25 protein-coding genes are annotated in these 26,088 nt (G+C 67.7%); 16 read left to right on the forward strand and 9 right to left on the reverse strand.

Translation table 11 applies throughout. The features are described 5' to 3' along the window. The first annotated feature begins 4 nt into the window (after nt 1-4). The 16 genes from BST10_RS06315 (at nt 5) to BST10_RS06390 (ending at nt 16,225) form a co-directional block, all read left to right on the forward strand. The gene (locus BST10_RS06315; RefSeq protein WP_013827061.1) at nt 5-469 is read left to right on the forward strand and encodes an acyl-CoA thioesterase; all 465 of its coding nucleotides are present in this window, start codon (nt 5-7) and stop codon (nt 467-469) included. Nucleotides 470-503: 34 nt separating this feature from the next. Further along, nucleotides 504-944 carry an SRPBCC family protein gene (locus BST10_RS06320; protein ID WP_041316664.1) on the forward strand — a complete coding sequence of 147 codons (441 nt, stop codon included), beginning with the start codon at nt 504-506 and terminating at the stop codon, nt 942-944. Between the two features lie 93 nt (nt 945-1,037). Continuing rightward, complete coding sequence (fadD5, locus tag BST10_RS06325; protein WP_083037111.1) at nt 1,038-2,696, forward strand: fatty-acid--CoA ligase FadD5; 1,659 nt, start codon at nt 1,038-1,040, stop codon at nt 2,694-2,696. A gap of 268 nt (nt 2,697-2,964) precedes the next feature. After that, a complete protein-coding gene (locus tag BST10_RS06330) occupies nt 2,965-3,717 on the forward strand; it encodes an MlaE family ABC transporter permease (RefSeq protein ID WP_085975688.1) in 753 nt (250 codons plus the stop codon). A 1-nt stretch (nt 3,718) separates the two neighbouring features. Beyond that, nucleotides 3,719-4,588 (forward strand): ABC transporter permease, encoded by an 870-nt coding sequence (locus tag BST10_RS06335; RefSeq protein WP_041316666.1) that lies wholly within the window; start codon nt 3,719-3,721, stop codon nt 4,586-4,588. Nucleotides 4,589-4,593: 5 nt separating this feature from the next. Then, entirely contained in the window at nt 4,594-5,808 is a 1,215-nt protein-coding gene (locus BST10_RS06340) for an MCE family protein (RefSeq protein ID WP_013827066.1), read from the forward strand. Then, nucleotides 5,805-6,833 (forward strand): MCE family protein, encoded by a 1,029-nt coding sequence (locus tag BST10_RS06345; RefSeq protein WP_013827067.1) that lies wholly within the window; start codon nt 5,805-5,807, stop codon nt 6,831-6,833. The genes BST10_RS06340 and BST10_RS06345 overlap by 4 nt, the downstream gene beginning before the upstream one ends. Further along, nucleotides 6,830-8,428 (forward strand): MCE family protein, encoded by a 1,599-nt coding sequence (locus tag BST10_RS06350; protein WP_083037112.1) that lies wholly within the window; start codon nt 6,830-6,832, stop codon nt 8,426-8,428. The genes BST10_RS06345 and BST10_RS06350 overlap by 4 nt, the downstream gene beginning before the upstream one ends. Before the next feature lie 6 nt (nt 8,429-8,434). Further along, nucleotides 8,435-10,000: a virulence factor Mce family protein gene (locus BST10_RS06355; protein ID WP_083037113.1), complete on the forward strand. Its 1,566-nt coding sequence runs from the start codon at nt 8,435-8,437 to the stop codon at nt 9,998-10,000. A gap of 17 nt (nt 10,001-10,017) precedes the next feature. Beyond that, nucleotides 10,018-11,169 carry an MCE family protein gene (locus tag BST10_RS06360; protein WP_083037114.1) on the forward strand — a complete coding sequence of 384 codons (1,152 nt, stop codon included), beginning with the start codon at nt 10,018-10,020 and terminating at the stop codon, nt 11,167-11,169. Continuing rightward, nucleotides 11,163-12,755 carry an MCE family protein gene (locus BST10_RS06365; RefSeq protein ID WP_083037115.1) on the forward strand — a complete coding sequence of 531 codons (1,593 nt, stop codon included), beginning with the start codon at nt 11,163-11,165 and terminating at the stop codon, nt 12,753-12,755. Before BST10_RS06360 ends, BST10_RS06365 begins: the two co-directional genes overlap by 7 nt. Beyond that, nucleotides 12,725-13,390 carry an Mce protein gene (locus tag BST10_RS06370; protein WP_235673671.1) on the forward strand — a complete coding sequence of 222 codons (666 nt, stop codon included), beginning with the start codon at nt 12,725-12,727 and terminating at the stop codon, nt 13,388-13,390. Before BST10_RS06365 ends, BST10_RS06370 begins: the two co-directional genes overlap by 31 nt. Further along, nucleotides 13,387-14,334 carry an RDD family protein gene (locus tag BST10_RS06375; RefSeq protein ID WP_083037116.1) on the forward strand — a complete coding sequence of 316 codons (948 nt, stop codon included), beginning with the start codon at nt 13,387-13,389 and terminating at the stop codon, nt 14,332-14,334. Before BST10_RS06370 ends, BST10_RS06375 begins: the two co-directional genes overlap by 4 nt. After that, on the forward strand, nt 14,331-14,879 hold the full coding sequence (locus BST10_RS06380) for a mammalian cell entry protein (protein WP_083037117.1): 549 nt from the start codon (nt 14,331-14,333) through the stop codon (nt 14,877-14,879). Before BST10_RS06375 ends, BST10_RS06380 begins: the two co-directional genes overlap by 4 nt. Continuing rightward, nucleotides 14,876-15,556 carry a mammalian cell entry protein gene (locus BST10_RS06385; protein WP_083037118.1) on the forward strand — a complete coding sequence of 227 codons (681 nt, stop codon included), beginning with the start codon at nt 14,876-14,878 and terminating at the stop codon, nt 15,554-15,556. The genes BST10_RS06380 and BST10_RS06385 overlap by 4 nt, the downstream gene beginning before the upstream one ends. Before the next feature lie 3 nt (nt 15,557-15,559). Then, entirely contained in the window at nt 15,560-16,225 is a 666-nt protein-coding gene (locus BST10_RS06390) for a YoaK family protein (RefSeq protein ID WP_083037119.1), read from the forward strand. A gap of 90 nt (nt 16,226-16,315) precedes the next feature. On the opposite strand, the gene BST10_RS06395 is transcribed toward BST10_RS06390, so the two are convergent. From BST10_RS06395 to BST10_RS06435, 9 genes are read right to left on the reverse strand one after another with little or no spacing between them, the layout of a single operon-like run. Continuing rightward, a complete protein-coding gene (locus tag BST10_RS06395) occupies nt 16,316-17,155 on the reverse strand; it encodes a mannan-binding protein (RefSeq protein WP_013827077.1) in 840 nt (279 codons plus the stop codon). A 10-nt stretch (nt 17,156-17,165) separates the two neighbouring features. After that, nucleotides 17,166-17,765: an Mce protein gene (locus BST10_RS06400; protein ID WP_083037120.1), complete on the reverse strand. Its 600-nt coding sequence runs from the start codon at nt 17,763-17,765 to the stop codon at nt 17,166-17,168. A 19-nt stretch (nt 17,766-17,784) separates the two neighbouring features. Continuing rightward, complete coding sequence (locus tag BST10_RS06405; RefSeq protein WP_083037121.1) at nt 17,785-19,035, reverse strand: MlaD family protein; 1,251 nt, start codon at nt 19,033-19,035, stop codon at nt 17,785-17,787. Continuing rightward, nucleotides 19,032-20,222, reverse strand: a complete 1,191-nt coding sequence (locus BST10_RS06410; protein WP_083037122.1) for an MCE family protein — start codon at nt 20,220-20,222, stop codon at nt 19,032-19,034. Before BST10_RS06410 ends, BST10_RS06405 begins: the two co-directional genes overlap by 4 nt. A 56-nt stretch (nt 20,223-20,278) precedes the next feature. Beyond that, nucleotides 20,279-21,484, reverse strand: coding sequence for an MCE family protein (locus BST10_RS06415; RefSeq protein WP_109559423.1), 1,206 nt, complete (start codon nt 21,482-21,484; stop codon nt 20,279-20,281). Continuing rightward, the gene (locus BST10_RS06420) at nt 21,481-22,533 is read right to left on the reverse strand and encodes an MCE family protein (protein ID WP_163762396.1); all 1,053 of its coding nucleotides are present in this window, start codon (nt 22,531-22,533) and stop codon (nt 21,481-21,483) included. The genes BST10_RS06415 and BST10_RS06420 overlap by 4 nt, the downstream gene beginning before the upstream one ends. A 4-nt stretch (nt 22,534-22,537) precedes the next feature. Next, complete coding sequence (locus BST10_RS06425; RefSeq protein WP_083037123.1) at nt 22,538-23,629, reverse strand: MCE family protein; 1,092 nt, start codon at nt 23,627-23,629, stop codon at nt 22,538-22,540. Further along, nucleotides 23,626-25,230 carry an MlaD family protein gene (locus tag BST10_RS06430; RefSeq protein ID WP_083037124.1) on the reverse strand — a complete coding sequence of 535 codons (1,605 nt, stop codon included), beginning with the start codon at nt 25,228-25,230 and terminating at the stop codon, nt 23,626-23,628. The genes BST10_RS06425 and BST10_RS06430 overlap by 4 nt, the downstream gene beginning before the upstream one ends. After that, a complete protein-coding gene (locus BST10_RS06435; RefSeq protein ID WP_083037125.1) occupies nt 25,231-26,088 on the reverse strand; it encodes an ABC transporter permease in 858 nt (285 codons plus the stop codon).

The raw sequence follows: 26,088 nt of genomic DNA on the forward strand, positions 1-26,088 counted from the left end.
AACCATGAGTTCCGCGGTACCGCCCGCCCCGGAAGGGTTGACCAGCCGGGACTTTCCGGTGCATTGGCCGGTGCTGACCCGCTGGGCCGACAACGACATGTTCGGCCACCTCAACAACGCGGTGTACTACCAATTCTTCGACACCGCGATCAACGGCTGGATCGCGGCCAACGTGGCAGATCTCGACCCGGTCGCCATGCCGGAACTCGGTGTGGTGGCCGAGTCGGGCTGCCGCTTCCTAAGCGAGCTGGGCTTCCCGGACCGGCTCGCGGTCGGGCTGGCGGTCACCCGGCTGGGGCGCAGCAGCGTCACCTACCGGCTCGCGGTGTTCCGCGTCGACGATGACGCAGGCCCCGGGCCGCTCGCCGCGCTGGGGCACTGGGTGCATGTCTACGTCGACCGCGTCAGCCGACGGCCGGTGCCGATCCCCGATGGCATCCGCGCACTGCTGGCCACCGCGCAGGTGTAGCGGCACGCTATTCGGGGCTGGTTATGCTCGGCGGATGCCGCTCGTGAGCAAGACCGTCGAAGTCGCCGCCGACGCCGCCACGATCATGGGGATCGTCGCCGACTTCGAGGCGTACCCGCAGTGGAACGACGAGGTCAAAGGGATCTGGGTGCTGGCCCGCTACGACGACGGCCGGCCCAGCCAGCTACGGCTGGACGCGTCGTACTCCGGTTTCGACGGCACCTTCATCCAGGCCGTGTACTACCCGAGTGGCACGCAGATCCAGACCGTGCTCCAGCAGGGCGACCTGTTCAGCAAGCAGGAGCAGTTGTTCTCGGTGGTCGAGATCGGGCCCACCACGTTGCTCACCGTCGACATGGACATCGAGACGGAGATGTCGGTGCCCAAGCCGATGCTCAAGAAGGCCTTCAACAACGCCCTGGATTACTTGGCCGACAATCTCAAACGCCGCGCCGAGCAACTGGCTGCGGGTTAGTCTCAGCGTCAATCGCAGCGGGTCGGCGCCGCTGGTCCGGTGTCGGACGCAGCGGGTCGACGCAGCGTCGTCGTCACGAAGCGGGAGAGCCGATTGACCCATCCAACAACCGATCCCGCCGAACAGCCCTACCGCGCCCGACGGGCGAACTGGGTCAACCAGCTGGAACGGCATGCGCTGATGCAACCGGACGCCCCGGCGCTGCGGTTCCTGGGCCAGACCACCACGTGGGCGCAGTTGCGGAAAAGGGTCACCGCACTGGCCGACGCGCTGAGCCGCCGCGGCGTCGGCTTCGGCGACCGGGTCATGATCCTGATGCTCAACCGGACCGAGTTCGTCGAGGCGGTGCTGGCCGCCAACATGCTGGGCGCGATCGCCGTCCCGGTGAACTTCCGGCTAACCCCGCCGGAGCTCGCCTTCCTGGTCACCGACTGCGAGGCGCGGGTGCTGATCACCGAGACGGCGCTGGTGCCGGTGGCGGTCGGTGTGCGCGGGTTGACCGATCTGCTGGACGCCCCGGACGCCATAGTCGTGGCCGGACCGCCGCAGGGGCCCGGCGAGGACGGCCGGAGCGCACCCGGTCTGATCGCCTACGACGACCTGATCGCCGAGACCGGCACACCGCATCAACCGGTGGATGTCGAAAACGACTCGCCGGCCCTGATCATGTACACCTCGGGAACCACCGGCCACCCCAAGGGCGCGGTGCTCACCCACACCAACCTGGTCGGCCAGACCATGACCGCACTGCACACCGCGGGCACCGGCACGAACGACGTGGCCTTCATCGGGGTGCCGTTCTTCCACATCGCCGGTGTCGGCAACCTGCTGCCCGGCATGTGGCTGGGCATCCCGACCGTGATCAACCCGCTCGGCGCCTTCGACGCCGGCCAACTGCTCGACGTGCTGGCCGCCGAGCAGGTCACCGGCATCTTCCTGGTGCCCGCGCAATGGCAGGCCGTCTGCGCCGAGCAGCAGGCCAACCCGCGCGATATCCGGTTGCGGACCATGTCATGGGGGGCGGCGCCGGCCTCGGATGCGCTGCTGCGACAGATGGCCGAGACCTTCCCCGGCACCAAGATCCTGGCGGCATTCGGGCAGACCGAGATGTCGCCGGTGACGTGCATCTTGCTCGGCGAGGACGCCGTGCGGAAGCTCGGGTCGGTCGGCACCGTGATCCCGACCGTCACCGCCCGCGTCGTCGACGAGGACATGAACGACGTCCCCGTCGGTGAGGTCGGTGAGATCGTCTACCGGGCACCGACCCTGATGAGCGGTTACTGGAACAATCCCGAAGCCACCGCCGAGGCCTTCGCGGGCGGATGGTTCCACTCCGGGGATCTGGTCCGGATGGACGCCGAGGGCTACGTCTGGGTGGTCGACCGCAAGAAGGACATGATCATCTCCGGCGGCGAGAACGTGTACTGCGCCGAAGTGGAGAACGTCCTGGCCGGTCACCCCGACATCGCCGAGGTCGCCGTGATCGGCCGCGCGCACGAGCAGTGGGGCGAGGTGCCGATCGCGGTCGCCGCCGTCAACCGGGCCGATCTGCTGCTGGCCGACCTCGACGGCTACCTCACCGAGCGACTGGCGCGCTATAAGCACCCCAAAGGGTTGGAGATCGTCGACGCGCTGCCGCGTAACCCGGCAGGCAAGGTGCTCAAGACCGAACTGCGGAGCCGCTACGGCGCGGCCCGGGAATCCGAGTCGGTCACCGCCGCAACCGATACCGCACAGAACGCCGACGCTTGAGGTGGCGGCACATTACTGTCCGGTAGGAAACTGCCGACGTTGGAACGAATCGATCTCCTTCTCACGCAGTCATCAGGTATGGTCCGATGGTCGCCAACGGCACGTTGGGGCGCTATGGTGACGCGGGTCTCGGAGAGAACTTGGACGGATGGAGAGAGCCTGTGCGACGCGATCCCCTGCTGCGTCGTGACGCGGAGGCTCCGGTGAGGGGGGTGTTGTGACGGCTCCGGCGCGTCCCCGCCTGGTCGATTTCGCCCGTGATCGGGTGATGCCGCCGCTGGTGATGGTCGGCGGGTTTTTCCGGATGTGCGCGCTGACCGCGCGGGCACTGTTCATGCCGCCGTTCCAGTGGCGCGAGACCCTCCAGCAGGGCTGGTTCATCACCAGCGTCGCCCTCGTGCCGACCGTTGCCGTCGCGATCCCGCTGACGGTGCTGCTGGTCTTCACCCTCAATATCCTGTTGGCCCAGTTCGGAGCCGCCGACGTCTCGGGTGCCGGCGCCGGCATCGCAGCGGTCACCCAGCTGGGCCCGCTGGTCACCGTGCTGGTGGTCGCCGGCGCGGGTTCGACCGCGATCTGCGCCGACCTGGGCGCGCGCACCATCCGCGAGGAGATCGACGCGATGGAGGTGCTCGGTATCGACCCGATCCATCGCCTGGTGGTGCCGCGGGTGATCGCCGCGACCGTCGTCGCCCTGCTGCTCAACGCCCTGGTCATCGTCATCGGCCTGGCGGGCGGTTTCCTGTTCGGCGTGTACCTGCAGAATGTCTCCGGCGGTGCCTACCTGTCGACGCTGACATTGCTGACCGGGCTACCCGAGGTGATCATCTCCACGGTCAAGGCCAGCGTCTTCGGACTTATCGCAGGCTTGGTTGGTTGTTATCGGGGTCTTACTGTTCGCGGTGGTTCCAAAGGGTTGGGGACGGCCGTGAACGAGACGGTGGTGCTGTGCGTGATCGCGTTGTTCGCGGTGAACGTCGTGCTGACCACCATCGGCGTGAAGTTCGGAACGGGGACCTGAGATGTCGACATCAGCAGTGGTGCGCGCCCGGTTTCCCGGGCTGATCGCGAACTATCACCGTTACGTCGGAGCGGCGGGGCGTTCGCTCGACAAGAGCGGCCAGATGGGCTGGTTCTTCCTGACCGCCATTCGGCAGATCCCGTGGGCGCTGCGTCGATACCGCCGGGAGTCGCTGCGGCTGATCGCCGAGCTGGGGATGGGCACCGGCGCCATGGCCGTCATCGGCGGCACCGTGGCGATCATCGGCTTCGTGATGCTGGCCGGTGGCTCGCTGATCGCGATCCAGGGGTTCACCTCGCTCGGCAATATCGGGGTGGAGACCTACACCGGTTTCGCCGCGGCGCTGGTCAACGTCCGCGTGGTCGGCCCGGTCAACGCCGGCATCGCCCTGGCCGCGACCGTGGGCGCCGGAGCCACCGCCGAACTCGGCGCGATGCGGATCAGCGAAGAGATCGACGCGCTGGAGGTGATGGGGATCAACTCCATCTCCTACCTGGTGTCCACCCGCGTGGTGGCCGGCTTCACGGTGATCATCCCGCTGTACGCGCTGGCGCTGATCATGGCGTTCGCCTCGCCGCAGATCGTCACCACGCTGTTCTTCGGACAGTCATCGGGAACCTACGACCACTACTTCCGGACCTTCCTACGGGCCGACGACGTGTTCTGGTCGTTCATGGAGACCATCCTGATCGCGGTGATCGTCATGATCACCCACTGTTACTACGGCTTCAATGCCAGTGGTGGCCCGGTCGGTGTCGGCGAGGCGGTCGGCCGATCGATGCGACTGTCGCTGATCTCGGTCCCGACGGTCGTGTTGTTCGCCGCGTTGGCGCTCTACGGCGTCGACCCCAACTTCAACCTGACGATGTGATGACGATGGCAACCGGGAGAGAGAACAAGTCGCAGACCCCGCCCTACCGGGTCGCGGGTGTGGTGACCCTGGCGGTCCTGCTGCTCATCACCGGATTGGTCTACGGCCAGTTCCGCGGGGCGTTCATCAAGACGACGTCGCTGACCATGGTGGCGCCGCGTGCCGGCCTGGTGATGGACCCGGGCGGTCCGGTGACCTACAACGGCGTGCAGATCGGACGGGTGTCGGCCATCGCGCCGACGGAGTTCGAAGAGAAGCCGGCGGCCAAGTTCACCCTCGACGTGGACCCGAAATACATCAAGCTGATCCCGTCCAACGTCGAGGCCAACATCATGGCGACCACGTTGTTCGGCAACAAGTACGTGTCGCTGACCGCGCCGGACAACCCGACGACGGAGCGCATCAGCACCAAGCACATCATCGCGACGTCGGTGACCACCGAACTCAACACGCTGTTCGAGACGGTGACCAAGCTCTCCGAGAGCGTCGACCCGGTCAAACTGAACCTCACGCTGCACGCCGCCGCGGAGGCATTGACCGGCCTCGGGGACAAGTTCGGCGAATCCCTGGTCAACGGGAACGCGATCCTCGACGACGTCAACGCGCGGATGCCCTACTTCCGGCGCGACCTCAAGGGCTTCGCGACGCTCGGGGACGTCTACGCCGCCGGTGCGCCGGACCTGGTCGGCTTCCTGGAGCACTCGCCCACCACGGTGAAGACGATCACCACCCAGCAGAAACAACTGGACGCCGCGCTGCTGGCCGCGGCCGGCGTGGGCAACCTCGGCGCGGACATCACCGACCGGTTCGGTCCGTACCTGCGGGCGCAGTTCTCCGACCTGGTTCCGGTGTCGGCGCTGCTCGACGAGTACAGCCCGGAACTGTTCTGCGCCATCCGCAACCTCGCCGAGGGCGCGCCCAAGGTGTACAACTTCCTCGGCGGTGGCGACGGTTACGCGCTGGACACCGTCAGTGAGCTGGTCAGCCCGGCCAACCCCTACATCTACCCGGACAACCTGCCGCGCTACAACGCCCGCGGCGGACCCGGTGGGGCGCCCGGCTGTTGGCAGGAGATCACCCACGATTTCTGGCCGGCGCCGTACCTGGTGGCCGACACCGGAGTCAGCCAAGCACCCTACAACCATTTCGAGGTCGGATCGCCCTGGGCAATCGATTACGTCTGGGGCCGCCAAGTCGGGGATAACACGATCAACCCATGAACATCACCAGGACTGCAGTCAAACTCGGCGTCGTCGGATCGGTGCTGCTGCTCTTCACGATCGGGCTGGTCGTGGTATTCGGGCAGATCCGGTTCGACCGGACGTCGCGCTACTCCGCGGAGTTCACCAACGCCAGCGGCCTGCGCCAGGGCCAGTTCGTCCGTGCCTCCGGGGTGGAGATCGGCAAGGTCAAAAACGTGCACCTGGTCGACGGCGGCCGCCGCGTGGTGGTCGACTTCGACGTCGACCGCTCGCTGCCGCTGTACCAGTCGACCACCGCGCAGATCCGTTACGACGACCTCATCGGCAACCGGTACCTGGAGCTCAAGCGGGGCGACGGCGAGGGCGCCGACCAGCGCCTGCCCGCCGGCGGGTTCATCCCGGCCTCCCGCACCGAGCCGGCCCTTGACCTCGATGCGCTGATCGGTGGATTCAAACCGGTGTTCCGGGCGCTCGACCCGGACAAGATCAACACCATCGCCTCGTCGATCGTCACGGTGTTCCAGGGCCAGGGCGGCACCATCAACGACATCCTGCAGCAGACCGCGCAGCTGACCGCGCACATCGCCGACCGGGACGCCGCGATCGGCGAGGTGGTCAAGAACCTCAACACCGTGCTGGACACCGCGGTTCGGCACCGCCAGACGTTCGACGAGACCGTCGACAACTTCGACAAGCTGGTCAAGGGCCTCAACGACCACCGCACCGGTCTGGCCTTCGGCACCGCCGAATTCGGCAACGCCGCCGGCAACCTGGCCGACCTGCTGGCCGACAACCGTCCGCAGCTGCACAGCATCTTCCCGGTCGCGGGCCCCGAGCCACCGGACCGCATGGCCGACGTCGAGGGACTGTTGGAGCGGATCCCGCAGGCGCTCAAGCTCATCGGGCGGACTGGCGTCTACGGCGACTTCTTCAACTTCTACATCTGTGACGCCACTATCAAGCTTCCGGGCCTGCAGCCCGGCGGACCGGTTCGCAACGTCCGGCTCTGGCAGCAGCCGACCGGGAGGTGCACACCGCAGTGAGGACTCTGGAACCGCCCAACCGGGCACGGATCGGCGTGATCGGCATCATCACGGTCGCATTGGTGACCTTGGTGGGGCAGACCTTCACCACGGTGCCGATGCTGTTCGCCGAGCCGAGCTACTTCGGCGAGCTCTCCGACACCGGTGGGCTCACCGCCGGGGACAAGGTCCGCATCTCGGGCGTGGATGTCGGCAAGGTCCAGGACCTGTCCATCGACGGCGATCACGTCCTGGTCCGGTTCTCCGTCGGCGCCAACCCGATCGGGACGGACAGCCTCATCGGGGTGAAGACCGACACCATCCTGGGCCGCAAGGTATTGGCCATCGACCCCAAGGGCGAAAAGAAGTTGTCGCCGCAGGGAGTGCTGCCGCTGGGGCAGAGCACCACGCCCTATCAGCTCTACGACGCGGTCTTCGACGTCACCAAGGCCGCGGCCGGCTGGGACATCGACACCGTCAAGCGGTCCCTGAAGGTGCTCTCGGAGACGGTCAGCGAGACCGCCCCCGATCTGAGTGCGGCGTTGGACGGCGTTGCCAAGTTCTCCGACACCATCGGCAAGCGCGACGACGAGATCACCCATCTGCTGGCCCAGGCCAACAAGATCGCCGCGGTGATGGGCGACCGCAGCGGCCAGATCGACGCGGTGCTGCGCAACACCCAGACCCTGCTGGGCGCGTTCAACCAGCGCAGTCAGGCCATCTCGGCGTTGCTGGGCAACATCGCCTACTTCGGCGAACAGGTGCAGGGCCTGGTCAGGGACAACCCGAACCTGGATCTGCGCCACGTGTTCGTCGAGGCCCAGAACATCACCGACATGCTGGTGCGCCGCCAGGACAACCTGCGCGAGATATTCACGATCCTGGGCCGCTACCTGACGATCGTCAACGACGCGATCGCCTCGGGACCGTACTTCAAGGTCTCGGCGCTCAACGTGATCCCGTTCTGGATTCTGCAGCCGTGGGTCGACGCCGCGTTCAAGAAGCGCGGCATCTCGCCGGAGGAGTTCTGGCGCAACGCGGGCCTGCCGGAGTTCCGCTACCCCGACCCCAACGGGACCCGGTTCGCCAACGGCGCACCGCCGCCCGCACCGCAGGTGATCGAGGGCACGCCGGAGCACCCCGGACCGGCCGTGGCACCGGGATCGCCGTGCTCCTACGCGCCGGCAGCCGGCCTGTTCCCGACCCCGGGCAACCCGTTGCCCTGCGCGAACCTGGACCCGAACGCGGGACCGTTCGGTCCGAGCGGACCGTACCCGGGCCCGACCGATGTGCTGGTCTCGCCGCCGAACCCGGACGGGTTGCCGTCGACGCCGGGCATTCCGATCGCCGGCCGGCCCGGCGAGACCCCGCCGGTGGTGCCGGGCACCCCGGTACCGATGCCCGACGCCAATCCGGGAGCGCGCTCCGAGCCGCTGGGCCCGATGCCCGGACCGGCTCCGGCCAACCCGGGTGCGGCGCCCCCGCCGGCGCCCAGGGCACCCGGTCCGGCCGCACCGCCGGGACCGGGCGACCAACTGCCGGCGCCGTTCATCGCTCCCGGTGAAGGCGGAAACAGTCAGCCAGGTGGCGGCGGCGGCTCGCTGGAAGGGAGGTAGCCGGACGTGAGTACCGCTTTCGACATTCGCAACGTGCGTCTGCCCCAGATGTCGCGTGCCACGATCATCGTGGGTTCGGCGCTGCTGGTGCTGGCGTTGGTGGCCGGCTTCGGCGGTCTGCAGCTGTTCCGCAAGCTCAACAGCACCACGGTCGTCGCCTACTTCCCGTCGACCGACGCGCTGTACGCCGGCGACGCCGTCCAGATCATGGGTGTGCGGGTGGGCGCGATCGACAAGATCGAACCGGCCGGCGACAAGATGAAGGTCACGCTGCACTTCAACAACAAGTACAAGGTGCCGGCCGACGCCAAGGCGATCATCTTGAACCCGACCCTGGTGGCATCACGCACCATTCAGCTGGAGCCGCCCTACCGCGGCGGCCCGGTGCTGGCCAACAAGGCAGTCATCCCCGAAGAACGCACCGAGGTGCCGGTCGAGTGGGACACGCTGCGCAACGACGTCACCAACATCATCACCAAGCTGGGCCCGACCAAGGAGCAGCCCAAGGGGCCGATCGGCGAGGCGATCGAGACCTTCGCCGACAGCCTGGCCGGCAAGGGCGAGCAGATCAACACGACGTTCAGCAGCCTCTCGGATGCGCTGACCGCGCTGAACAAGGGCCGCGGCGACTTCTACGCCGTGACGCGCAGCCTCGCGCTGTTCGTGCGGGCGCTCGACCACAACGACCAGCAGTTCGTTCAGCTCAACCGGGACCTGGCCACGTTCAGCAACAACCTGACCACCACCGATCAGGAGCTCGCGAAGGCCTCCGACCAGTTCTACGCCACCATGACGATCGTCCGGGCGTTCCTGAACCAGAACCAGGAACCGCTGGTCAAGACCATCGACAACATGGCCGAGGTGTCGACGGCCCTCACCCAGCCGGACCCGCTCGAAGGCCTGGAGACCGCACTGCACGTGCTGCCGAACGTGTTGGCCGGCGCGGGTGAGATCTACCACCCCGCGCAGGGCGCCGTCACCGGCTTCCCGGTGCTGCCGAACTTCGCCAACCCGATGCAGTTCATCTGTAGCGCGATCCAGGCCGGCAGCCGGCTGGGTTACCAGGACTCGGCCGAACTGTGCGCGGAGTACCTCGCGCCGGTGGCCGACGCCATCAAGTTCAACTACCTGCCGTTCGGTATCAACATCTGGACCAGCGCCTACACCACGCCCAAGCAGATCGCGTACTCCGAGCCGCGGCTGCAGCCGCCACCGGGATACAAGGACACCACCGTGCCCGGCATCTGGGTACCGGACACCCCGCTGTCGCACAAGAACTCGCAGCCGGGCTGGATCACCGCACCCGGAATGCAGGGTGTGGAGCCCGGTCACGACACCGCCCGGCTGTTGACACCCGAATCGCTGGCGCAGTTGATGGGCGGCCCGGACCCGGCGCCGATCGAGTCCCAGTATCAGACCCCGCCCGGCCCGCCGAACGCCTACGACGAGGCGCCCGGTCCGCTGCCGTTCATCGGTCAGCCGCCCGGGGTGGCTCCGATAGCACCGCCCCCGCCCGGACCGAATGTGATCCCGGGCCCGGTGGCACCGCTTCCCCCGCGAGGTGAAGGCTGATGAGACGAAGTAGAGCGATGAAGACCGTCAGCCGGCGCTCCTGGCAGGCCCTGGTGCTGCTGATGGTGGCGTTGACGCTGACCTCGTGTCGGGATTGGCGGGGTATCGCCAACGTTCCGCTGCCGGGCGGGCCCGGCAGCGGCCCCGGCTCCTACACCGTCTATGTGCAGGTGCCGGACACCTTGGCGCTCAACGGCAACAGCCGGGTGCTCGTCGCCGACGTGTTCGTCGGCGCGGTCGACCAGATCGAGTTGAAGAACTGGGTCGCCACGCTGAAGCTCAAGCTCAACAAGGACGTTCACCTGCCGCGCAACGCCACCGCGAAGATCGGCCAGACCAGCCTGCTGGGATCTCAGCACATCGAGCTGGCGGCGCCGCCGGACCCGGTGGGCGAGCTCAAGGACGGCGACACCATCGGGCTGAACAACTCGACGTCGTTCCCGACCATCGAGCGGACCCTCGCCGGTATCTCGCTGCTGTTGCACCGCGGCGGGTTGTCGGACCTGGAGACCATCACCACCGAGTTCGACGCGATCATGGGTGGCCGGGCCGAACAGATCCGGGCGTTCCTGGACAAACTGGACACGTTCATCGGTTCCCTCAACGACCAGCGTGACGACATCACGCACGCCATCGACTCCACCAACCGGCTGCTCGGCTACTTCAGCGAGCACAACGACGCCATCGACCGGGTGCTGACCGACTTCCCGCCGCTGTTCAAGTACTTCAACGCCCAGCAGGCGATCTTCATCAACGCCATCGACGGGCTCGGCCAGATGGGCCGGGCGACCAACGAACAGATCGCGCCGGCCCGGGGCGACCTCAACAAGGTGCTGACGTCGATGCAGTGTCCCGCGCGGGAACTCCGCAAGGCGTCACCGTTCATACCGGACCTGTTGCAGGTCATGATCACCGCGCCGTACCACGTCGACGGTGCCTTCAAGGCGGTGCGCGGCGACTTCATCAACTCCTCGCTGGTCGTGGATCTGACGTTCGCCTCGATCGACAACGCGATCCTGACCGGCACCGGGTTCTCGGGGATGCTGCGCGCGCTCGAGCAGTCCTTCGGCCACGACCCCGAGAAGATGATCCCGGACGTCCGGTACACGCCGAACCCCGCCAGCGCGCCCGGCGGTCCGTATGTGGAAAGGGCTGACCGGAATTGCTGACAGCGCAGATCAAACGGCAGCTGATCATCTTCAGCGTGCTGACCGTCGCCGCCCTGGCGGTGCTGGGCGTGTACTACTTGCGCCTGCCGAGCCTTGCCGGCCTGGGTCAGTACACCCTCAAGGCGAACCTGCCCGAGGCCGGTGGTCTGTACAAGACCGCCAACGTCACCTACCGCGGAACCATCATCGGCCGGGTCACCGGAGTCGAGCCGACCGAGACGGGCGCGCAGGCCACGATGCAGATCTCCGACAAGTACAAGATCCCGGTCGACGCGACCGCGAATGTGCATTCGGTGTCGGCGATCGGTGAGCAGTACCTGGATCTGGTGTCCACGGATAACCCGGACCAGTACCTCAAACGGGGCCAGACGATCACCAAGGGCACCGTGCCGTCGGCGATCGGGCCGGCGCTGGACGCCGCCAACCGCGGCCTGGCCGCGTTGCCGACGGGCAAGATCACCGAGGTGCTCGACGAGACCGCGACCGCTGTCGGCGGTTTGGGGCCCTCGCTGCAGCGACTGGTCGACGCGACGCAGGCGATCGTCGCCGACCTCAAGGAGAACCTCGGCGACGTCGACGACATCATCGAGAAATCGGCGCCGATCATCGAGAGCCAGGTCCAGTCGGGCGACGCGATCCACCAATGGGCGCGCAACCTCAACGTCCTGAGCGCTCAGGCCGCCAGCCGCGACGAAACGGTGAAGCACATCCTGACCGACCTGCCGCCGCTGGTCGAGCAGGTGCACAGCGTGTTCACCCAGTCCAAGGACAGCCTGCCGCAGATGATGGCGAACATGTCGATCCTGACCGAGATGGCCAAGCGCTACAACCGCAACACCGAACAGGTGTTGGTGTTCCTGCCGCAGGCCGGTTCCATCGTCCAGACGGTCAGCTCGACGTTCCCGGGGCGCGCATCAATAGACGTGGCACTCGGGGCCTTCCCGGGCCCGGTTTTCCCGATCCCGATTCCGGGCCTGAGCCTGGGCTACCCGCCGCCGTGTCTGACCGGCTACCTGCCGGCATCGGAGTGGCGGGCGTTCGCCGACACCAGTCCCGCCGACCTCCCCGACGTCTCCTGCCGGATTCCGCAGGACACGCCGTCGAACAACGTGCGCGGCGTCCGCAACATCCCGTGTGTCGACGTGCCGGGCAAGCGGGCCCCGACGCCGAAGGAATGCCGCAGCGACAAGCCCTACATCCCGCTGGGCACCAACCCCTGGTACGGCGACCCGAACCAGATCCGCAACTGCCCGGCACTGGGGGCGCGCTGTGACCAGCCCGTCGAACCCGGCCACGTGATCCCGGCGCCGTCGATCAACACCGGCCTCAACCCGCTACCGGCGGATATGGTGCCCCCGACGCCGCCGCCGCTGAACGACCCGCTGACCCGGCCGGGTACCGGTAGCGTGCAGTGCAACGGGCAGCAACCGAACCCCTGCGTCTACACGCCGGGCGGGGGGCCCGCTGCGATCTACAATCCACAGAGTGGCCAGGCGGTGGGGCCGGACGGCGTCGAATACTCCGTCGAGAACTCGACCAACATAGGAGACGACGCATGGAAGGGGATGCTGGCACCGTTCCAGTGACCACGGACGGGGAGCAGCAGACCGCAGACACCGCCGCTACCACAGATTCCGCAATTGTTGCGGACGAGCCCAGCGCAGCAGACGACGCGACGACGGAATCGATCCAGGCCGACGCAGCGGACGCCGGGTCGGCGCCGTCCCGCCTCGGGCGCCGACACCTGCTCGGTAGCTGTGCGTTGTTGGTCGTACTGGCCGCGGGGTTGGTGGCCGCCGGCTACCAGGGTCTGCGCGACCATGCCGCGAGTCAGGTCATGGCCCGCGACAACGCGGAAGCGGTGGAGGCGGCGAAGCACTGCGTCCTGGCCACCCAGGCGCCCGACGGATCCGACGTGGCCTTGGCCCAGCAGCAGATCCTCGACTGCGCCGCCGGCGAGTTCCGGACCCAGGCGGGCCTGTACGGGGAGATCTTCGTTCAGGCATATCGGGCGGCCAAGGTGCGCACCGAGCTCACCGAAATGGGTGCCGCGGTCGAGCGGAACAACGAGGACGGCTCGGTCGACGTCCTGGTCGCTTTCCGGGTCAAGGTCGACAACGTCGAGACCCAGGGCAAAGAGGTGGGCTACCGGCTGCGGGCCCAGATGGTCCGCGAAGACGGCCAGTACCGGATCGGCAGACTCGATCAGGTGGCCCGGTGACCGACGCGGTAACGCAGGCGCCCGAGCCGGCGCGGTGGCGGGCACGGGCGGCCGCGCTGGCGATCGACCTGCTGCCGGGCGCGGTGGTGGCGGCGGCGATGGCGCTGGTGGCACTGGGCTTTCCGGCCGGCGGGCCGTGGTGGTGGGTCACGATGTCGATCGCCGGGCTGGCGATCCTGGCGACCGCGGTCAACCGGACGCTGCTGCCGGTGCTCACCGGGTGGAGCCTGGGCCGCGCATACTCCGGAATCGAGGTGGTGCGCGGTGGCGGCACGACCGAACCGGTCGGTGTTGCGCGGTTGTTGCTGCGCGAGGTGGCGCACCTGCTCGATACCGTGCCGTTCTTGGCGGGCTGGATCTGGTCGCTGCGCGACAAGCGTGGGCGGACCTTCGCCGACATCCTGACCGGCACCGAGGTCCGCCAGGCCGGGACACGCCCGCGGCCGGAGGGAATCCGGGCCAAGACGGGCGCGGCGTTCGTGGCGGCCGCCGCGCTCAGCGTCATCGCCGCAGTGGTCAGCTACCTGCTGGTCTTCCAGCGTGAGCACTCCGCGGAGGTGGCGCGGGGCGAGCTCTCCCGGCAGGGACCCAAGATCGTCGCGGACATGTTGTCGTACGACCCGAAGACCCTGCAGGACGACTTCGCCCGGGCCCAGTCGTTGGCGACCGAGAAATATCGCGAACAGTTGGTGCCGCAACAAGATGCGATCCGCAACGGCGCACCGGTTCCGAACTACTACCGGGTCGCCGACGCCGCCGTCCTCAACGCGACCCCGCGCCGGGGGGCGATGCTGCTGTTCCTGCAGGGGCAGCGCGGCACCGCCGGAAAGGAGCGCCTGATCAGCGCCACCGTGCGGGTCACCTTCGCCAAGGCCGCAGGGGACTGGCGGGTCGATGACCTCACCGTCGTCAGCAAGCCGCTGCCGGCCGAGGGGGAGAGATGAGTCCGCGGCGGCAGCTCGGCGCCGATCACCGGCCGCTGTTCGTCGAGCGGGACGTGCCGCCGGGCCGGGCGCTGACCGCCGTGCTGACGGCCGCACTGCTGCTGGCGGCCGCGGCGATCACGGTGTGCACCCTGGTGTTGGTCTCGCATGCCTCCAACCATCGGGCGGCGATGCGCGATGTCGAGGTCCTCGGCGAAGTGGAGGCCTTCATGACGATGTTCTCCTCGCCGGATCCGTTCAACGCCAACGACTACGTCGCAGACGTGATGGCCCACGCCACCGGCGAATTCGAGCAGGAGTGCCAGGACAAGGCCAATCAGATCCTGCTCGCGGTCGCGCGTAGCGAGCCGACCACCGGAACGGTGGTCGGGACCGGGGTCGAGCGGTGGAACGACGATGGCAGCGTCAACGTGTTGGTGGCCGTCGAGAACAGCGGTAAATCACCCGACGGCAAGCAGGACATCAGCGCCGCATCCCGCTGGCTGCTGACGGCGCAGAAGGAAGGGGACCAGTGGAAGATCAGCAATCTGAACCAGGTGCTGTGACCGAGACGTCCTCCGACGGTGACGACGGTCTGACCGAGGACATCGAGGCCACCACCACCGACGACGACGGTGACGGTGACGGCGAACCCGGAGACGAGACCGACGAAACCCGGGACGGCGACGAAAGCGAAACCGCCGCAACGAAACCCCGTGTCCGCAGGCGGATCAGCCTGCGGGTGGCCGGCGCGCTGGCCAGTGCGCTCTTCATCGCGTCGGCGGCGTTCGCGGCCGGCGCCGCCCAGCCCTACCTCGTCGACCGCGCCGAGGTGGCCACCAAACTCGACATCGCCCGCACCGCGGCCCGGGCGATCCACACACTGTGGAACTACACGCCCGAGAACATGGACACCCTGCCGGATCGGGCGGCGGTCTATCTCAGTGGTGACCTGGAAGCCCAGTACCGCAAGTTCATCGCCGCGATCGCCGAGAGCAACAAGCAGGCCAAGGTCACCGACACCACCGAGATCGTCGGTGCCGCGGTGGAATCCCTGGACGGGCCGGAAGCCACTGTCCTCGTGTACACCAACACCTCGGCCACCAGCGAACTGAACAGGGCCGTTCCGTCGATCAAATACCTGGCCTACCGGCTTTACATGAAACGCGAGCAGAACCGATGGGTGGTCACCAGAATGCCCACCATCACCTCGCTGGACCTCACGCCGCGATTCCAGAGCTGACCCATGCTCGTCACGTCGCCGATCTCACCGCGGCGCACCGTGACCGCCCTGCTGCTGCTGACCTTCGCCACCGGCCTGGTCGACGCGATCAGCGTCCTGGTGCTCGGGCGTGTCTTCGTCGCGAACATGACCGGCAACGCGATCTTTCTGGGCTTCGTGTTCGTCCCGGGTGCGGGATTCGACCTGACCGCGGTGTTGCTGGCGTTCGGCGGCTTCTTGCTCGGGGCGATCTTCGGCGGCCGACTGGTGCGGAGCCTGGGTCACCGGCCCCGGGTGTGGGTGACCGCGGCGTTGAGCATCGAGGTGGTGTTACTGCTCGTGCTGGCCGCGCTGACCGGTGCCGGCGTGTTGCAATACGCCGACGCCACCAGACTGCTCTTGATCGGCGGCCTCGCGGTGGCGTTCGGCGTACAGAACTCGACCGCACGCCAGTTCGGCATCCAGGAGCTCTACACCACCGTCCTCACCTCGACGATCGTGGGCCTCGGGGTGGACAGCCGGCTGGCCGACGGCACCGGCGAGCGCCAGAAGCTGCGGCTGGGAGTGGTGCTGACGATGATCGGCGGTGCCGTCGTCGGCGCCACGCTGGCCCGCGCCGTCGTGGCGCCGGTGATCGCGCTGGCCGCGGCGGTGGTCACGGCGAGCATGCTGCTGTTCCGCTACGCCTGAGACACCGGCCCGCTCTCCGCGAGATTGCAACCATGCAGCATTTTCCGCGGATTCGCCTGCATCAGTTCAATCTCGGCGAAGGATAGCCCGTCAGGCGCCGCCGGGTTCATGCGGCGGTCCCAGTGTCGCCTCTCCTCCGTCGAGGCTCGCTGAACCGCCGAATTCAGGGCGGAGGATCGAACTGAGCGCCGACAGCGGGATGTGCGCTTGGACGTTGCCGCCGTCCATGTACCACTGCATCTGGTTGTACTGGATCGGCGAGTCGTGGCTGACCGGGTAATCGGGCATGTACAGGATCAACTCGTCGGGGGTCAACGCCCATGACCGGTAACCCCCGGAGAACACCTTGTCGGGGGTGAATCGTTCGGGCACGAACGGATAGTCACCGGGGCGGTGCTCCCAGAACGCCCGGTCCAATGCCGCCACGATGTAGGGCTCGCCGAGCTGCGGGATCGTCGCGAACGGATCCACCCCCGGTTTGGTGATGTCGGCCAACTGCAGTTGTTGTCCACGAGCCATGTCGAAGGTGAAGGTGCGGTAGGCGTTGTTGATGTACGGCCCGTCGGAGTGGTAGTCCTCGTGGAAGACCACGCTCAGCGCGTCACCGTGCTGGAAGATCTCGAAATTCTCGTTGCCCCAGCTGTCGGCGACCATCGAGGCGCCCTTGGCGCGCCAGTTGCCGAACAACTTCGACAGGTAGTCACGGATCGGCGGCCCGGCGACCGGGTGGTCGATCAGGTCACCGGGCACCGCCATCCGGATGTAGCGGGTCGCCTGTCGCTCGGAGCGCACATCGGTGCTGCAGTAGTGGCCGTCCCAGGCGCCGCCCAGCCCGCTGCAGAACGACGGCGCCGAGGCGCTCGCCGGCGGTGCCGCGGACACCAACAACGCCGCGGCCGCTACGCCCGTCAGTAGCCGGGTCGCCCACATAGCTTCCCTCCTAGGGCAGTTCGACTTTGCCGGCCAGCCATCGGCCGTCGACCTTCTGCATCGTCATCTTCATCCGGCTGCGATCGACCCGCGGGTCGGGGCGCGCGGTGTTGCTGACCGTCTGATCGACCATCACCAGCACCACCACCTTGTCGGTGGACTCCGACTGGACCGCCGAGTCCACCACCGTGCCGCGCGCCGAGGCCTTGTTGTCGATGAGCAGCTGGCGCAGCTCAACGCTGGCCTTGGTGTAGGTGTCCTTGAAATCACCGGTCGCGCCGTTGAGTACCGTGGCGAAGTCGTCGTCGACCTTGCCGGAGTCGATGCTGGTCAACACCTGGGCGTAGTCCACGGCGGCACGCTGCCCGGCCGCGGCGGCGGCGGCGACCCGGTGTTGTTGCCACAGTTGCCAGCCCAGCCCCGCTGCCAGGCCGAACACCGTCAGGTAGACGGCGGCGATGCCGGCGATCGCCCACCGGTTCGGCGGTGGCGGGCCGGCCGTCTGCGGCGCGGCGGCCGGTTTCTCGGTGACCGTCGATTCCGGTTCGCCCTCGGCGGTTTCCGTCTGCTTGGGGGTATCTTCGGCGGCCGGTTCGTCAGCGGTGCTCACCGCGGCGTCTCCTCGGGTGTCATTCTGGCGGCTCGATCAACATCGGCGGCCCGCCGTACTCGGTGGGAACGGTGTAGCGCCCCTTGGGGGTCGGGTCGGTGGTCGCGGCCAAGTCGGCGCCCGGCGGCGGGCCGGCGGTGTCGTCCCCCGGCGGGCGCGGCGCGTTGTGGGCACCACGCACCAAGACCGACTGGTCGGTGTCACGGCAATAGCCGTACAAGAACGGCTCGGGGTAGTCCGCCGCCGACGGCGGGCGCCGCGGCGTGCCGTAATCGCAGGTGTAGCGCGGGTAGATGTCCACCGTCGCCCACATCCCGTCCTCGTGGATCGCCGAGTCGAGCGCCTCCACCGTCGACCGGCGGTAATCGGGGAACAGCGCGTTGAGCGCCGGAACCCGGACGTAGAGCAGTTGCGCCGTGGTGGCCAGATTGGCCAGTAGGCCGACCATGGTGTCGGAGTTGTCGTCGAAGAGCCCGTCGACCGCCGACAGCATGCCGGGCGCCTGGTCGACGAATCGGCGGTAGCCGCCCATCATCGGGCTGATTCCCTTGAACACCTTGTCGAGGTTCGCCGAGGTCACGGCCATACCGTTGTTGACGTCGCTGAGCATGGTGAGCACCACCCGGCTCGACTTCAGCAAGCTCACCGTCTCCGGCAGCACCGAATCCAGGGTGGACAACAAGAAGGTGCCGCCGTCGACGATGTCGGTGAGCTTCTGGGGGCCCTCGTCGGACAGGCTGAGTTCCTTCTTGATCAGGTCGAGTTTGCGCGGGTCGGTCTGTGCCAGCATGCCATCGGCGTCGGCGAGCAACTGCGACATCGGGATCGGGGTCGTCACACGGTCCTGGGAGACGACGCTGCCGCCCGAGAGGAAGGGCCCGGCGCTGGACGGGGGCTCGAAGTCGATGTACTGCTCACCGGCGGCCGACAGACCCGACACCCGCACCTTGCTGGCGGCCGGAATCTTCACCGTCGAGGAGATGTTGGCGACCGCGTCGACACCGGTGCCGCTGACCCGCAGCGACTCGATCCGGCCCACCGGAACCCCGCGGACCGAGACGTCCTGGTTGGCGAGCAGCCCACCGGAATCGGGCAGCGCGATCGTGATCTGGTAGGTCGAGCGGGTCGGATTGACCCGCAGCGCCCCCACCAACAGGTAGGCGGTCGCCACCACCAGGGTCATCGCCAGCGCGAGCCCCGACAGCAGGTTCTTTCGCCGGTAACCGGCGCGAACCAGCGCGACGATGCGACGGCTGACGGCATCGATCATGGTGTCGGCCCCTGCCCCATCAGGCCCGGGTCGTTGGCAGCGGCCTCAGCCTCGGCCGGTGTCGGGGGGATCGGTGGCCCGACGGCCGTCCACGGCGCCTGACCCATGTCGGAGTCCGGGCCGCGACCCACCACGCGTTCTTGCAGCCGCCAGAGCGCGTACTTGATCGAGCCGGCCAGTTTGGCCCAGTCGTAGCGTTTCGGGCCGTGGAACGCCGGGTCGCCCTTGAACCCGGCGTCGGGCATCGAGCCCCACACCAGTCGGTCGATGCTGGCGTGTACCGCGACACCGGTGCCGGCCGTCGATTTGATCAACGGTGCCATCAGCCGGTTCAGCGCGCGCAGGCTGGTGTTCGGGTCGGTCGCCACATCGTTCCAAGCGCCGGCGATTATGTTGGCGTCCTTGATGAAACTGTGCCCGGAGTCGTCGGTCCCGGCGATCGACGGAAACCGGGCCAGCTGTCGGCTGGTTGCGCCGAGCTCCTCGACGAGGTCGGCGAGCTGACTGGTGTTGTCCACCAGTGTGTCGGTGGCCGGGCCCGCCGCGTTGAGCATCTCGGTCAGCGCCTCGCTGCGGGCGTCGAGCCGGTCGGCGAGCCGGCTGGTCTCACGCAGCGCCGTCTCGATCTCGCCGGAGCGGGCGTTGAGTTTCGCCAGCAGTTCGTTGGACTGGTTGATCAGTTTCCCGAACGCTTCGCCCTGGTCGCCGGTGGCCTTACCGGCGCCGTTGACGAGGTTGGTGAAGTTCTGCACCGCACCGCCGTTCACCAGCAGCGCTGCCGAGCTCAGAACCGACTCCACGGTGGCGGCCGACGCGGTGGCGTCCAACCCGATGACGTCGCCGCCCTTGAGCAGCGGGGCCGACGGGTCGACCCGGGCCGGCGGTTTGATCGCGACGAACACGTCGCCGAGCGGGGTCGCCGACCGCAATTCAGCGGTGCTGCCCACCGGGATCCGGACACCGTCCATGATCCGCAGTTCGGTGACCGCGGTGTAGTTGCGGGCGACCATCGACTCTAGCTGACCGACGTCGGCGCCGGCGAGCTTCACCTTGGCGTGCCCGGGCAGGTTCAGCGCGTTGGCGAACACCGCGGTGATCCGATATCCCCCACTGCCGATGCCGGGCGCCGGCAGCGGCAGGCTGCCCAGGCCATTGGTGCCGCAGCCCGCCGCCGACGAGACCACCATTGCACTGCACAGCAGGGCCAGTGCCGCCCTCGGGGACCCCAGTCGTCGCGTCACGTCTACTGCCCCATCATCGAAAGGCCGTCCAGCACATACGTCAGCCCGAAATCCGGGCCGTAATCCGCCAAGGTTCCGGTGCCACAACCCAACTGGCGAAGGTGCATCATGTTGCACAGCTCCTTGGTGCTTTGGCTGTCGACGAGGATCTTGTCGACCAGGGCGTGCAGCCGGACCGCCCCGTTGTTGGTGTCGACGGCGTTGTAGAGGTTCTCCAACGTCAACGGCAGCAGGTTGAGCAGCTCGGCCAGGTCGCGTTGCTTTTCGACGAGCGTCGTCGCTGCCGTGTCGCCGTTGAGGACGGCTTGCTTGAGGTTGTCCCGGTTGGCCTGCAGCAGCGTGGTCGCCTGCGTGATGATCTCGTTGAACTTGTGACCGGTGCTGCCGGTGCCGAAGTCCTCGTCGGCGAGCATCTGACCCAATTGCCGGGTGGTGGAGCCGAATTGACGCAACTTGGCGTCGTTGCGGGCCGCCGCGTCCATCAGTGAGCTGAGATTGGTGATGATCGTGGTCAATTGATCACCGGTCGCCTCGCCGTTGTCGGAGCTGAGTCGCAGGGCCCGGGACAACTCGCCGAGCGCCGATTTGATCTTCTCGCCGTTGCCGTCGGCGATGTCGGCGCCGGCGTTGATCACATCGGCGATCGGCCCGTTGCCTTTGCCGTCGCCGCCGAGCGATTTGGAGACCTTGTCGAGCATGTCCAGCACGCGGTCGAACGCCACCGGTGTCCGGGTGCGATTCAGTCCGATGGTGGTGCGGTCGGCCAGCACCGGGCCGCCCGCGTAGGCCGGCGTCAACTCGATCTGCCGTGCGGTGAGGATCGAGGTGTTGATGGTCACCGCGTGGACATCGGCGGGCACCTTCACCCCGCGGTCGACGGTGAACTCCGCCTCGACGTATTCGCCCTTCGGGGTGACCTTTTTGACCTTGCCCACCGGCATCCCGAGCACCGCGACCACATTGTCCTCGTACAACCCTGCGGCGCTGTCGAACTGGGCGGTGACGGTGATGTGCCCACCGAACGGTTTGAGGTAGTAGACGGCCACGCCTGCGACGACCAGCGCGCCGGCGATCAGGCTCGTCACGATCGCCCTGAGGCGCCGACGGTCCCGGCCGGAGCCTGCCGAGAGTGCCTGGCGGGTCGACGGACCCGGGTCATCCGGCTCCTCGATCGGGTCATCGGCGGCGATCCTCGGGGGCGCGCTCATTTGCAGTCCTTGAAGTATTCGATCATGCCGAACTGCTTGGCGCGGCCGCTGATGGCGCACATCCAGGAGTCGATCGCGATCCCGTTGCCGGCGAAGAACTCGATGCCCGGGCCGTAACCGGTGGCGTTGGTGATACCCCGCAGCGGCGGCGGCGCGGACTGGATCAGGCTGCGCAGCAGGTCGTCGTGCTGGCCGAGCATGTCCGACAGTGAGCGCACGTTGACCAGCATGTCGTCGAGCATCGCCCGGTCGTTGACCACGATGTTGTTCAGGTTGCCCGTCAGACTGGTCAGCGCCGCCAGCATCGCGTGGAAAGTGTGCTGCCGCAACACCAACTCCCCGATGAGATCCTGGCCCTGATCGACCAGGTTGCCCAAGTTCGTCTGTTGGTTGTGCAGCGTGTTGGCCACCCGCTGGGTGCTGGCCAGCAGTGTGCCGAGCTGGTCGCGCCGGTCGGCGGTGATCTTGGCCAGCGAATGCAGGTTGGCCATCGCCCGCGGGATGATCGGCGGCATCCCCTGGAGTTGCTGGCCGAGCACTGCCAGCGACTGCGCGAACTGGTCGGAGTCGACCTGGTCGAACGTGGTGGTGGCGTCCTCGAGCAGCGACTCCAGGTCGTAGGGCACCTCGGTGTGGGTGAGGCTGATCCGTTTGCCGGGCAACGAACCGGGGCCGTCGGGCTCCAACTTGAGGTAGCGGGAGCCGAGGATCGTCATCACCTGGATCTTGGCCCGGGTGTCCTTGCCCAGCGGGATGTCGTTGCGCACCGTCAGGCCGGCCTCGACGTGGTTGCCGGCGAGTCGCATGCTCGACACCCGGCCCACCTCGATGCCGGCGACCACGATCGGGTTGCCGGGGGACAGGGCGGCGGCCTGGGCGAACTCGGCGGTGTAACGGGTGTAGCCGACGCCGAGCACCTTGACCAACAGCGCCGCGGCGACGAGCACCGCCACCACGGCCAGCGCGCCGAATCCCAACCAGGTGGTGTGGTAGGACTCCAGCGGTCGCTCCCGCCACCGGCGGAGGAATCCGCCGCTCCGCATCGGCATGGCGCTACCCATCGACGGTGTTCCGGCATCGGGGCGAGTGCCACGCCAGGTTCTCCCGGGTGATCGGGCGGGCATTGCCGGGGGTGGCGGCGTTGACGATGATCGTGGTGATGTCGTTGAGGCCGGGGAAGAAGCCGGTGGCGTTCAGGTCGCAGAGGTAGGCGTTGCCGTAGGCGCCCTCCCCGAACGCCCGTCCCAGGCCCTTGAGCAGCAGCGGCAGGTTCGCGCCGGTGAACGCCAGTTGCGGTTCTATCCCCGCCATGTGCTTGGTGAACCCGGGTTCCCGGTTGACCATCTCCTCGAAGGACGGGAAGACCTCGTCGGCGATGTTGGACAGTTGCCGCGTCACCCGGGCCAGCGAGCCGACCGAGGACTGCAATGCCGGGCGGCGCGCATCCAGGTCGGTGACCGCCCGCCGGGCCTGGTTGAGGGCGTGGTCCAACTGATCGTTCTGTCCGGCGATGGTTCCGGTCAGCCGGTTGAGACTGGTGATCAGGTCACCGAGCATCTCGTCGCGCCCGGCCAGCGTGGCGGTCAGCGTCGACGACTGATCCACCAGCGCAGCGATCGACGCCTGGTCGCCCTGCAGCGACTGCAGCACCCCCTTGGTCAGATCGTCGGCTTGCTTGGGATTCAGCAGCGACATCAACGGTTTGAAGCCGTTGAGCAGGGCGCCGACGTCGAAGGACGGTTCGGTGTGTTCCACTCCGATGACGCTGCCGCGGGGCAGCACCCGGTCCTGGTCGGGGGCGCCCGCGCCCGCACCCAGCGACAACCCGAGATAGCGCTGGCCGATGATGTTCTGATACGTCACCGATGCGACCGTATTGCCGTACAGCTTCTGGTCGTTTTGGACGATGAACGAGACCTTCGCCAGCTTCCCGTCCAGCTCGACCTTCTCCACCCGGCCCACCCGCACCCCGGCCATCCGGACGTCGTCGCCTTCGCGCAACCCGTACACGTCGGTGAACACCGCCGCGTACGGCGTGGTGGCCCCGGCGACGTCGCGTCGCAGTGTGGCGTAGACCAGCCAGGTCAGCACCGTCGAGACGACCATGAATATGGAGAGGCCGATCAGTGGGCCGCGGAATGTCACTTGTGATCTCCCGTGCCGGCGGGGACGAATGAAACGGTGGTGCCGCGCGCGACCGGCCCGAGTAGCAACTGGGTCGCCACCGACGCCGGTTCGTGCTGCCCGGTGATCAGGCCGAGCTGGTTGCGTTCGGTCTGGCTGCCGACGGGTCCGACATTCCCGCCGTAAGCGGCGAATCCGACATTGCCGCTGTAGGCGGCGGGCGCGACCGGGGACGGCGGCTGCCACTCCGGCGCGTGGGGCTGGGCCGGGATCGGCGGCTCCGGCGGCGGCGGGGGAGCGGGGTCGAGCGGGTCGGCATTGCTGGGGACGCGCGGGAACGGCCCGGTCCACCACGGCAGCGGCGGGTTGGTGTCCTCGAGGTTGCGATCGGGGTTGATCAGCGGCGGCCCGACGGCGCGGAGGTTCCCGTCCGGGCCGATCTCGGTGCCCGGCGGCGGCTCGAGTCCGGCCGGGAAGCGGTAATTCTGCGGAAGCATGGTCTCGGGCAGTTCGGGCCGTACCGAGATCATCGGCGCGGTGTAGCAGCTCGGCCCCTTCACCTGGCCGTACTGCGGGCAGTCGGCCCGGGTGTAGGTGTGCAACGGGGTGAAGGACAGGTTGGCGCGCATGCTCCGGGTGATCAATTTGGGGTCGTAGAGCTGGTCGAAGAACTTGTCGGAGAGCCGGTTGACCCGGGTGAAGATCGGGACGAATTTGTCGGCGTTGTTGGCCAGCACGCCGACGACGGGCGTGAGGTTGTGGGTGATCTGGATCAGCTGATCGATGTGGTTGTCGAACGCCTCCCGGGAGACGCCCACGGTGTGCTGGCCACCGGCGACCAGCGAGGCCAGTTCGGCGCGTTTCTCGGCGAACACCCGCATCGGCTGGACCGCCTGATGCAGCGCGTCGACCAGATCGGGGGCGGTCGACTGCAGGCCGTGGGTGGCATCGAGCAGGGCCGAGACGGTCGACGGTCCGGGCTCGGTGGCGACGATGCCGTTGAGCTGCTCCAGCAGTCGGGACATGTTCGCGCCGGCGCCGAGCAGTTTGACCCGCCGGTTGTCGGTGGCCGCGCCGACGGCGGCCAGGATTCCCAGGCTGTGGTCCTCGCGGCCGCGGCCGGTGGCGGCCAGGATGTCGCGCAGTTTCGACACCGTGGTCTGGAAGATCACCGTGGACAGCTCACCGTTCTCGGCGATGTGCGTGCCGTCCCGGATCATCGAGTCGCCGGCGGCGCCGTCGCCGGGGTCGACGAGCTGGATGGACGACACCGCGAAGACGTTGGACGGCACCACCCGGGCGGTGACGGAGGCCGGGATGTCCTTGGCGTGGTCGGGTTTGAGGTTGATGTGCACGTAGTTGGGCTTGCCGTAGGCCGCCGGGATGACGTCGGTGACGCTGCCGACCAACAGGCCGCGGTACTTGACGTCGGACTGGGCGGGCAGCCCGTCGCCGACGTTGATCAGGTCGGCCACCACCCGCACGTAACTGTTGAGCATGCCGGTGGACTTGGCCAGCAGGCCCGTGGTGATCACCGCGATCACCGCGAGAACCGCCACCCCGGCGCCGAGGAGTTGGCGATCGGAGGGGCCGCGGCCGTCGAGGTCGAGGGAGTTGCCCACTCAGCCACCGAACCTTGCGCCGGCGTCGATGCTCCACAACGCCATCGTGAGCAGCATGTTGACCATGATCACGATCGTGATGGACGCCCGCATGGCGCGACCGGCGGCTACCCCGACACCTTCCGGGCCGCCGGCGGCGTAGAAGCCGTAGTAGCACTGCACGGTGGAGGCCAACCACACGAACACCACGCACTTGAGCACCGAATAGACGATGTCTTGTCCGGACAGCATCATGGTGAAGTAGTGCAGGTACGGGCCGATGGACCCGCCGCTGATGACGCCGGTGACCACCTGGCAGGTCAGGTAGGTGGTCGCCAGGCAGGCCACATACAGCGGGATGACGGCGATGGTCGCGGCCATCAGCCTGGTGGTGACCAGGTAGGGGATCGGCTTGATGGCGATCGCATCGAGCGCGTCGATCTCCTCGGCGATCCGCATCGCGCCGAGCTGCGCGGTGAAGCGGCAGCCGGCCTGCATGGCGAACGCCAGCGACGCCATGATCGGCGCCAGCTCACGGGTGTTGACCAGCGAGGAGATGATGCCGGTCGCCGGGCCCAGCCCCAGCAGATTCAGGAAATTGTAGCCCTCGATCGCCACCAGCGCACCGGCGGTGAAGCCGAGTACCAGGGCCACCCCGGCGGTGCCGCCCCCGACCACGATGGAGCCGTTGCCCCAGGCGATGTCGGAGAGCAGCCGCAGGAACTCCTTACGGTAGTGGCGCAGCACGGTCGGGACACCGGCTGCGGCGCGGCCGAAAAAGACCAGCATGTGGCCAAGCCGGATGGTCGGTGCCGACATCATGCGGTAGACCCGCAGCATCGGGCGTGCGATTGCCGGGATATACGGAGACGCCGTCAT

The sequence above is a fragment of the Mycolicibacter algericus DSM 45454 genome (genome assembly GCF_002086455.1).
In the GTDB taxonomy this organism is placed as follows: domain Bacteria; phylum Actinomycetota; class Actinomycetes; order Mycobacteriales; family Mycobacteriaceae; genus Mycobacterium; species Mycobacterium algericum.